The sequence below is a fragment of the Streptomyces sp. adm13(2018) genome (assembly GCF_008042145.1).
GTDB lineage: Bacteria > Actinomycetota > Actinomycetes > Streptomycetales > Streptomycetaceae > Streptomyces.
On the sequence record NZ_RDBH01000133.1, the window covers coordinates 1,290 to 3,127 of the forward strand.

Annotated in this window: 2 protein-coding genes; both read left to right on the forward strand. The window is 71.5% G+C overall.

Annotated elements, in window-relative coordinates:
• The coding region (locus EAO70_RS26315) for an NADPH-dependent FMN reductase (protein WP_148005420.1) at nucleotides 1–539 on the forward strand (539 nt) is incomplete at its 5' end.
• 12 nt (nucleotides 540–551) lie between these two features.
• Nucleotides 552–1,838: ABC transporter ATP-binding protein (locus EAO70_RS26320; protein ID WP_148005421.1), on the forward strand; the 1,287-nt coding region annotated here is incomplete at its 3' end.

The window sequence follows — 1,838 nt, forward strand, 5'->3', positions numbered from 1 at the left end:
GTGAAGGCCGCTTCGCCCCGGTCGTCACCGACTGGTTCCGCTCCCGCCTCGCCGAGCGCGCGGACTTCACCGTCACCGTCGTCGACCTCGCCGAGGTCGACCTCCCCACCGCCCTCTCCTACGACCCGTCCCCGACCGTCCGGGCCGAACTCGCCAAGGTCACCCCGGTGTTGAAGGCCGCCGACGCCTACGTGGTCATCACCCCCGAGTACAACCACTCCTTCCCCGCCTCCCTCAAGAACCTGATCGACTGGCACTACACCGAATGGCAGGCCAAGCCCGTCGGCTTCGTCTCCTACGGCGGCATCTCCGGCGGCCTGCGGGCCGTCGAGCAACTCCGCCAGGTGTACGCCGAGATGCACACGGTCACCGTCCGCGACACCGTCTCCTTCCACCACGCCCACGGACTGTTCGACGCCGACGGACGGCACAAGGACCCCGCCGCCGCCGAGGGGGCGGCCAAGACCCTCCTCGACCAGCTCGGCTGGTGGGGCCGTGCCCTCAAGGACGCCAAGTCGGTCCGCCCGTACGGCGCGTGAGGGGACAACGCCATGCTGCTTGGACTCCTCGCGCCCCGCCTCAAGCCCTACCGGGCCCTCCTCGTCCTCCTCGTCGCCCTCCAGCTCGTCCAGTCCCTGGCCTCCCTCACCCTGCCCGCGCTCAACGCCGGGGTCATCGACGAGGGAGTCCTGAAGGGCGACACCGGACGCGTCCTGGACGGCGGCGCCGTGATGGTCGCCGTCACCCTCGTCCAGGCGGCGGCCGCGGCCGCCGCCACCTACACCGGGGCACGGATCGCCATGGGCGTCGCCCGCGACCTCCGCTCCGAGGTCTTCCGCCGCGTCCAGGAGTTCTCGGCACGGGAGCGCGGCCGCTTCGGCGCCGCCTCCCTCATCACCCGCACGACCAACGACGTCCAGCAGGTCCAGACGTTCACCGTCCTCGTCCTCACCATGCTGGTCGCCGCGCCGCTCCTCTGCTTCGGCGGCATCACCATGGCGCTGCGCCAGGACGTGCCGCTCGCCCTGGTGCTGCTGCTCTTCGTGCCGGTCATGACCGTGGCGGTCGGCAGCGTCGTCCTGCGGATGCGGCCGCTCTTCGCGGGCATGCAGGAGCGCGTGGACCACGTCAACCGGGTGCTTCGTGAGCAGATCACCGGAGTCCGGGTGGTCCGCGCCTTCGTCCGCGACCGGTACGAGCGGGAACGGTTCGCCGCCGCCAACGACGAACTCCGCTCCGTCGGCCTGCGGGCCGGCCGGCTCCAGGCCCTGATGTTCCCGACGGTCCTGATCATCTGGGAGCTGACCACCGTCGCCCTGGTGTACGCGGGCGCCCACCGCATCGAGTCCGGAGCCCTCCAGCCGGGCGGGCTCGTGGCCTTCCTCGGCTATCTGCTCCAGACCTCGATGTCCGTCATGATGGCCACCTTCATGTTCATGCACATGCCCCGCGCGGAGGCCGGCGCCGTCCGCATCCGCGAGGTGCTGGACACCCGTTCGTCCGTCCTCGCGCCGCCCTTCCCGGTGCGTACCTCGGACGACCGGCGGGGCCATCTGGAGGTCCGGAGCGCGGACTTCCGGTACCCCGGCGCGGAGGAGTCCGTCCTCAAGGACGTCCGTCTGGAGGCCCGCCCCGGCGAGACCACCGCGATCATCGGCTCGACCGGCAGCGGCAAGTCCACCCTCCTCGGACTCGTCCCCCGGCTCTTCGACGCCACCGGCGGCGAGGTCCTCGTCGACGGCGTCGACGTCCGCGACCTCGCCCCCGACCTCATGGCCCGCACCGTCGGACTCGTCCCCCAGAAGCCCTACCTCTTCTCCGGCACCGTCGCCACCAAC